The sequence below is a fragment of the Bacillus sp. 22190 genome, assembly GCF_052045575.1.
Classification (GTDB): Bacteria; Bacillota; Bacilli; order Bacillales; family Bacillaceae; genus Bacillus; species Bacillus altitudinis.
In genome coordinates this window covers 345,476-352,724 of record NZ_JBQEPF010000003.1, presented here as the reverse complement: position 1 = coordinate 352,724, position 7,249 = coordinate 345,476, and the positions used below count along the sequence as shown (strand labels likewise).

Annotated in this window: 8 protein-coding genes and 1 pseudogene; 1 reads left to right on the top strand and 8 read right to left on the bottom strand. The window is 36.8% G+C overall.

The window, feature by feature from the left end:
• Both ACTJKA_RS06480 and ACTJKA_RS06475 read right to left on the bottom strand, forming a co-directional pair.
• A partial coding sequence (locus ACTJKA_RS06480) for a hypothetical protein (RefSeq protein ID WP_440607658.1) occupies nucleotides 1–219 on the bottom strand: 219 nt, incomplete at its 3' end.
• Between the two features lie 12 nt (nucleotides 220–231).
• A complete protein-coding gene (locus tag ACTJKA_RS06475) occupies nucleotides 232–1,650 on the bottom strand; it encodes a lipase (RefSeq protein WP_440607657.1) in 1,419 nt (472 codons plus the stop codon).
• Between the two features lie 51 nt (nucleotides 1,651–1,701).
• Here ACTJKA_RS06475 and ACTJKA_RS06470 point away from each other — a divergent pair, with 51 nt between their 5' ends.
• Complete coding sequence (locus ACTJKA_RS06470) at nucleotides 1,702–2,067, top strand: hypothetical protein (RefSeq protein WP_268357751.1); 366 nt, start codon at nucleotides 1,702–1,704, stop codon at nucleotides 2,065–2,067.
• A gap of 77 nt (nucleotides 2,068–2,144) precedes the next feature.
• Here ACTJKA_RS06470 and ACTJKA_RS06465 read toward each other — a convergent pair whose 3' ends face one another.
• From ACTJKA_RS06465 to glnA, 6 genes and pseudogenes are all read right to left on the bottom strand, one after another.
• Complete coding sequence (locus ACTJKA_RS06465) at nucleotides 2,145–3,317, bottom strand: DUF7359 domain-containing protein (RefSeq protein ID WP_268357752.1); 1,173 nt, start codon at nucleotides 3,315–3,317, stop codon at nucleotides 2,145–2,147.
• Complete coding sequence (locus ACTJKA_RS06460; RefSeq protein ID WP_268357753.1) at nucleotides 3,310–4,191, bottom strand: hypothetical protein; 882 nt, start codon at nucleotides 4,189–4,191, stop codon at nucleotides 3,310–3,312. The genes ACTJKA_RS06465 and ACTJKA_RS06460 overlap by 8 nt, the downstream gene beginning before the upstream one ends.
• Entirely contained in the window at nucleotides 4,154–4,765 is a 612-nt protein-coding gene (locus ACTJKA_RS06455; protein WP_268357754.1) for a hypothetical protein, read from the bottom strand. Before ACTJKA_RS06455 ends, ACTJKA_RS06460 begins: the two co-directional genes overlap by 38 nt.
• A gap of 57 nt (nucleotides 4,766–4,822) precedes the next feature.
• Nucleotides 4,823–5,290, bottom strand: a complete 468-nt coding sequence (locus ACTJKA_RS06450) for a hypothetical protein (RefSeq protein ID WP_268357755.1) — start codon at nucleotides 5,288–5,290, stop codon at nucleotides 4,823–4,825.
• A 169-nt stretch (nucleotides 5,291–5,459) separates the two neighbouring features.
• Nucleotides 5,460–5,579: pseudogene (locus ACTJKA_RS06445) on the bottom strand (hypothetical protein); the annotation flags it as partial.
• A gap of 280 nt (nucleotides 5,580–5,859) precedes the next feature.
• On the bottom strand, nucleotides 5,860–7,194 hold the full coding sequence (glnA, locus tag ACTJKA_RS06440) for a type I glutamate--ammonia ligase (protein WP_007499421.1): 1,335 nt from the start codon (nucleotides 7,192–7,194) through the stop codon (nucleotides 5,860–5,862).
• Between the last annotated feature and the right edge of the window lie 55 nt (nucleotides 7,195–7,249).

Below are 7,249 nucleotides of genomic sequence, written 5' to 3'. Positions count from 1 at the left end.
CAATGCATCCTTAGCTTTTCCTTCAAATGAAGAGAGTAAAGCAACATACACTTCAGCTACAACCTGTTGTGCTGACGAAAAGTCTGACGCATGTTTTGTGTCTTGTTTTAGATGCTGACAATGCGTTTTTAAACTTGAACCTACAATTTTTTTTAATTCCTCATTCTGTTGTAATCGTCTGTAAAACTCATCTGCATCCATATTAACTCCATATGGCAATTGAAATCCTCCTTACAACCGTAACCATCTTGCTAATTCATTATCCTTATCTTTTAAATCCTCCGCCATTTTCACAATAAACTCACTAATATCCTCTAAATCTCTAATCAAATAATGTAGAGAAGCCTCAGTTTGATACTGTTCTTCTGAGTCATAAAATGCTGCTCCATCTTTCACAAAAGGGGCGTGATACAATACTGCTTTATCAACATCGCTTGGATCTAGATCCTTGAATTCTCCCAATCTCTTTCCGCAAATAGATTTCACGTCATAAACCATTTTGCTGTGATCATGAGGGAATTGTTCAATTGCTTGTTTTTTTGTTTTTAAGTCTTCGATAGCTGCCTGTAATCGATGAGCTAATTCTTTTGCATATTTAGCATCCACTTTGATGGTTTGTCCATTCATACCTGAATAAGATGAGAACGATTCGATATTCTGGTTATAAACACCTTTGCTTCCATCCACACTTTTGATATGACCATTCTTATCAAAAGTAAAGTTCGACTCATTTAAACTATGAGTATCCGGATCTTTTGCGAATGCTTGGCCATAGAAGGAAGTAATCAAATTTCCTAAAACCCCAGGAACACCAAACGGTGAAACAAAACGAGCTATCCGCTCTCTTCGTGATTGACTAGGATCTTTCGTATAAATTGTCGTTCCATTGTGCCTGTCATATTCCAACAACCAACCTGCCCCCACCATATCATCAGGATTAATGATGGCTTTATGATACAAATCAAATTCGCCGTTTCTGATTTTCTTCTGAGTTTCTTCATCATGCAGTTTAACAATGGAAGGGTTGTTAAAGGCTACACTGTAAACATGATTGTTTACACCAGCGTATTCTGCATCTGCCCCTCCAAGTGAGTGACCCGTTGTTGAAATCACTGTATTAGTGCCAGCATACTTTTTCACTTCATTGGCGACGAGCTTATCACCTTGATCAAATTGAGATGTCTTAGTGACAATTTTGTATTCTCCACTTTTCAACAACATGGCTTGTTCCATACTACCGTTATACTTGGTAATCGCTTTAGAGTTTTCAGGTGCCTCTTTTTTCATGATGTATTTGACTTTCTTTTTCGGGTCTTGACCCATTACCACGTTGCCGCCATCTGCACTTATCACGTCAGCTTTGATCTGTTCCTGATTGGTTCCTTGAAAACCTACGACAACATTCTCAGGCTCTTTTGGTTTAACCCATTTACCTTCTTTTTTCTTAGCCTGGACAAACACGTAAACATCTAGGCCTGTGTCTGGGTCTTTTTTGATTTTATCTACGTAAAAAGCTTTGCTTTTATCCTCAGTGATTAAGGGCTTTTTATCTGCATTCGCTCGTTTAAGCTCCTTATCTCTATAGGTGACAGAACTTAAATAGAAATAAATTTCATCAGATAGATTAGGAATTTCATATTTTTTACTCATATACACAGCCCCCGTCCTATTGTAAAATAAAAGGTGAGAAAGGATGGTTTTATGAAGAAACCAATAATTGCCTTAATTATTGCCATTGTTATTTTAACACTTGGGGGTCTATTTATGAAACATCAATATGATAAAAATCGGGAGTTGGAAGTAAAATCCCAAGAGGTTAAGCTATTTATGAAAGCAAAAAAAAGAATGCATGATTATCTTGAAGCTAACTATAATAATGTTAATCCAATTAACTTTTCAAATAATTACGAAATTGATCCGTTGGGTGGAATTTCGGTGGAAGGTACATACGGAGAAAAGAATGAACATTTCTGGGGGTTATATGATAAAAGCAATAATAAAATAGGCTTGACTAGAATTGATGCTGAACCAAAACCTGAATGCGAAGATAAAGTATGCGAGTACTAAAAAGAGGATAAATTTCCAGAATAAACAAACCAGTCCTCTCGATCAATTCAAGAGGACTATTTATTTACTCGTTTGTCTTATCCCCAGGCATCCCATAAATACTTCACATTTGGTTTATTTCCTCTTAAAGCCTGATCACTTCCCGTTTTAAAAAGGTTTATACCTATGCTTCCATATGCATCTGTACCGCCCACCAGAATCAAATTTCCATTTGTTAATTGGTTTATATATCCGAATGAATTCAAAGTTATATGTAAGCTACTATCCTCTATTGAAGTGGAATAGATTTTAACCGTTTTAGGAGTAAAACTTAAATTGATCTGCCTCCCTATTGTTCCATCTCCTATGTATTCTCCACTCATATAAACAGCTTTGTTTAGGACATCGCTTTTCAACACATATTCAGTCGCTTCTAAGCCACCGAGCTTCATTGCATTACCTGAAATAGATGCCGAAATCACACCGTTGTCATCTCTAACAGGGATGGTATTAGGTGCTTCATGTACAGCAGTGGTTATTCCATTCAATGAGTCTGCACTACCTGCAGTTTGGACAATCCATTGTTCACCATCATATAGTTCAGATTTATTAGTTGCAGGATCAATCCAAAGAGTACCAACGTCAGGATTAGAAGGCTTTTCATTCGTAGAAATCTGATACATTCCATTTACTTTTCCTTTAACCTCAACGGTACTCGAAGGCCTATACGGATTCTCACTTGGCGTTTGCGGTTGAACAATATCTGATAACAAAACACCACTTGAACTAATAGAAGTTTCAACATTTCTGTATGCCTGTACCCCAAAGGTGAAATATTTTGTTGGAACTTGTGATATAAAGGTAGCTATTCGCTTATCATATCTAACAGAAATTCGTTGCTCCTTAGCTAACGAAGCACCAAACAAGTAGGGATCTGAGGATGTGTCAGGATAACAATGCACGATGAAACCATCTATATTGTATTTATCTTCTTCTGAAGATGGATAATTCCACGAAACAGAAATATCGACAGAACCATTTTCATTTACTTTGTGCGATATGGATTTCACTCCTATGGTTGGAGGAGAAGGAGGAATTGAAATACGATCATTACGTGCATTGTAATTCGTGGCCAACTTATCATAATCAATCTTACGAGTGTTGAATTCAATAGATACTTTATCGGCCTTATAAAACAATTGAATGAAGTCATACTCTTCTTTAGCCTTTTTTCCATTTGTGATAGTAATTGAAATAGATGCATCAATCAAAATTTAAGCTCATACCTGCCAAATTTGCTCTATACTCAGTGCCGAATTCTTTGTTTTGAATTCTAATTATGTCACCTAATGAAATCCTATCCCAATAATCTTTTTCACTTACTGCATTATATAGGTTCACTATATTTGTCTTAATGTCGATAGGAGGGGATTTCCGTTTCTCCAGCTCTTCATAGCTTTTTTCATACAGCTCTGTTTCATCAAAAATGTTATCGTTAGTCCACTCATCTTCAAGTATAAATTTGGACAGCTCATTGGACATATCTTCGCCAAGAAAGTTGCTCATATCCAGTCGTTTTCTAAGCTGCTCAATTTGACTGTTTAACGTGGAAATCTCAGAATTGGTTTTATCGATTTCATTATTTTTTGTTTCAACTTCTTTTTGCTTCGCATCTCTTTGCTTTATTAAATCCTTGGTATCACCATTGGTCTCTTTAATCACTTCAATCCGATCTAAAATTTGTTGCAATTCAATGTTTTTAAGAACGAATAACTCATTCTCTTGAGCAGTCATTTTGGCTTCGATTTTCTTTTTGTCATCCAACATTGTTTTAAATTTTTTTGATTCTTTGTCGACAAGTTCATTGTAATCTAATAAAGCATGACAAAGCTCATTGCTCATATAAGCACTTTTCTTCAAAATATTTCTATTATCGTCACGTTGAAAAGGAGATAAAAAGAAACTGAAATCGTCTAGATACCCTTGCCCTGTTGGATTTATAGAATTGATAACAATGCCGTCTTTTCCTGTGACATGTAGTCTTGTCACTACTTCATCCATGCTTCTTGTATCTGTCATATCAATCATGAAATTGTGAGATGAAATCTTAACACCTTTTAAATTTAGATATGTTGTTTTTTTCAAAGAAGGATACTCTATCATTAATAGTGTCATAAATAGGCACAGCGTCAAATGTTTCACAAATATTCCTTAGAAAATCAAATCTTGATGTAATTGATCCGATGGAAAATGATTGTCTTTTTTCATTAAGCGTGCTTTCAATTTCTCCAATAATCCAACCAGTTCCTTTTAGGCAAACCTCACCAATTTCCTGGAGGTTTTTTGATATACCTTCATATTGCCTGATTTTCGGTTTATTTAGCATATACGGAGTGAGCTGACAATTAACCTGAATCTCAGATTTTTCTTGAGTTGTCGAATCAGTAATACTATCTATTACATAATATTCAGTTCGATTTATGAAAGTGGCCTTAATCAAGTACCATTCCCTGATAAGTTGAGCAACATGGTTTGGTTTAATTTCATCACCATATCTAGCTTTAAGAGGGATATTAAATGTTAGATCATTAATGGCAGCATGATTTAGGTTGGCTGAAGCATTCGAGAAATCAACAATATTTGCGATCTTCTTTTTATTTGTTCTACATAGCTCTAATTTAAGCGTACCTGGCTTGAAAGTGAATTCTCCTAGATTCATCTTTTATCTATTACAACTCCTTTAGATTGTAAAAAAAAGAGCCTGATTAACAGACTCTTATACTTTACCTTTCATTTGCTTTAATCCTTTACGAATTGTTTCTAGTGCATTATTAGCCCCTTTTTCATCACCAACCATTTTATCAATGTGCATATTCACTGAATAATTGTTCGTAACATTCTTAGACTCTGACACTTCAAATCCTGGAACAGAAAGTTTCGGGATAGCTACTGAAGAAGCAACGTTGTTAAACATACTGCGTATTGACTCGTAGCTCCTCGCTATTGCTCCCATACTTCGATCTTCTATCTTTGTTTCTCTAAGCAACTCGACAGCTTTAAGCATGTTAACTGAGTCTTGTTTATTGAGGACAATTTCTCCATCATCTACTACAGCTAAAGCGCCTTGGGCTGGTACTTTACCAACTGATCCACCAGTCTTAAAACGAGCGATCTTTTGTCCAGTTGTATTACCCTTAACTACAACACCGAGAGCATTTGAAGCCTCTTTAAGTTTATCAATCAAATTGTTAGAGATAGACTTCTCGATTTATTCCATGTTTGAATTAATAAACTTGGTGAACTCAGAAAGCTGTTTATTTATATCACTAATCTTACCGTTCATCAAAATAACTCAAACGGTGTCATTTTGGCATTTAATGCTTCACATTTAATATTCATATATCTTTCAAATTAAGTGTATGTAGTTCTAAGTAATAGTTCTCAGAGAATTTATTACCATTGATTTCAACTGTTTCCGCTTTTACTTCAATTAAGTAATGAACTGTAATTTGTTCGCCTTTTTTAGCAAAAGTCTAAAGCCACGTTATCTGCTTCAAGATATATTTGTATCAACTGTTCTATCGCTTCTGTATCAAGCTTTAAACACTCTTACAATTCAGATTTTTCTTTTCGAGAATTTGGTATCAAGTTGAAGTAAGTCCCATCTCTCCTGTATCTCCTGTTGCACCTGTGGCGCCGGTTAAAAAAGGTGATTATAATATACATAAGGATCCGCCTCCAACACTCGCTTATAGAAACACCCACAAAAACAAAAATCCCCCTTGAAGCCAATGGCTCCAAGGGGTTTCTTGATTAATACTGAGACATATACTGATCGCGTTCCCACGGATGTACTTGGGTGCGGAACATATCCCATTCGATTTCTTTTGATTCGATGAAGTGCTCGAATAAGTGATCGCCTAGTGCGTTGATCATGACTTCGTTTGACTTGAGCAGCTCAAGTGCTTCTGCAAGTGTTGCAGGTAAGTCAGCGATGCCGTTTTCAAGGCGCTCTTCTTTGTCCATGACATAGATGTTTCTGTCGATTGGCGCTGGTGCGTCTAGTTTGTTTTTGATTCCGTCTAGACCTGCTGCAAGTAATACACTTAGTGCAAGGTATGGGTTTGCAGATGGGTCTACACTGCGTACTTCTACACGTGTGCTAATGCCGCGTGATGCTGGAATACGAATCAATGGGCTGCGGTTTTGTGCACTCCATGCTACGTAGCAAGGTGCTTCATAGCCAGGAACAAGACGTTTGTAAGAGTTCACCGTCGGGTTTGTGACCGCTGTGAAGCTTGTTGCGTGCTTCACGATACCTGCGATAAAGTGTCTAGCTGTCTCGCTTAATTGTAAATCTGCTTTTTCATCAAAGAATGCGTTTTTGCCATTTTTGAATAATGATAGGTTACAGTGCATACCAGATCCGTTTACACCGAACAATGGTTTTGGCATGAATGTCGCATGAAGTCCGTGCTTTCTCGCAATTGTTTTAACAACGAGTTTGAACGTTTGAATGTCATCACAAGAGCGGATAGCGCCTGCATATTTGAAGTCAATTTCATGCTGTCCAGGTGCTACTTCGTGGTGAGACGCTTCAATTTCAAAGCCCATTTCTTCAAGCTCAAGCACGATGTCACGGCGGCAGTTTTCGCCTAGATCTGTTGGTGCAAGGTCAAAGTATCCACCTTTATCGTTTAGTTCGAGCGTTGGCTCGCCTTTTTCGTCTAATTTAAATAAGAAGAATTCTGGCTCAGGTCCAAGGTTGAAATCACTAAATCCTAGTTCTTCCATTTCCTTCAAGATACGCTTTAAGTTGTTACGAGGGTCTCCATCAAATGGTGTTCCGTCTGGCTTATAAATGTCACAAATAAAGCGTGCAACTTTACCTTTTTCTGCTGTCCAAGGGAAAATAACAAACGTGTTTAGATCTGGATATAGGTACATATCTGATTCTTCGATACGTACAAACCCTTCAATAGATGAACCATCAAACATACATTTGTTATCGAGAGCTTTTTCTAACTGGCTCACAGGAATCTCAACATTTTTAATTGTTCCGAGAATGTCTGTAAATTGCAGACGGATGTACTTTACGTTTTCCTCATTTACTAATTTTACGATATCTTCTCTTGTGTACTTTGCCATTTCGTAAAACTCCTCCCCTACAAAAGGTAAAATGTGTATAGCAATGCTTTTGCTA

Excerpts from the sequence above, each read along its gene's own strand:
- ACTJKA_RS06455 (WP_268357754.1), bottom strand. The coding sequence starts at position 4,765 with ATGAATCTAGGAGAATTCACTTTCAAGCCAGGTACGCTTAAATTAGAG.
- ACTJKA_RS06475 (WP_440607657.1), bottom strand. The coding sequence starts at position 1,650 with ATGAGTAAAAAATATGAAATTCCTAATCTATCTGATGAAATTTATTTC.
- glnA (WP_007499421.1), bottom strand. The coding sequence starts at position 7,194 with ATGGCAAAGTACACAAGAGAAGATATCGTAAAATTAGTAAATGAGGAA.
- ACTJKA_RS06470 (WP_268357751.1), top strand. The coding sequence starts at position 1,702 with ATGAAGAAACCAATAATTGCCTTAATTATTGCCATTGTTATTTTAACA.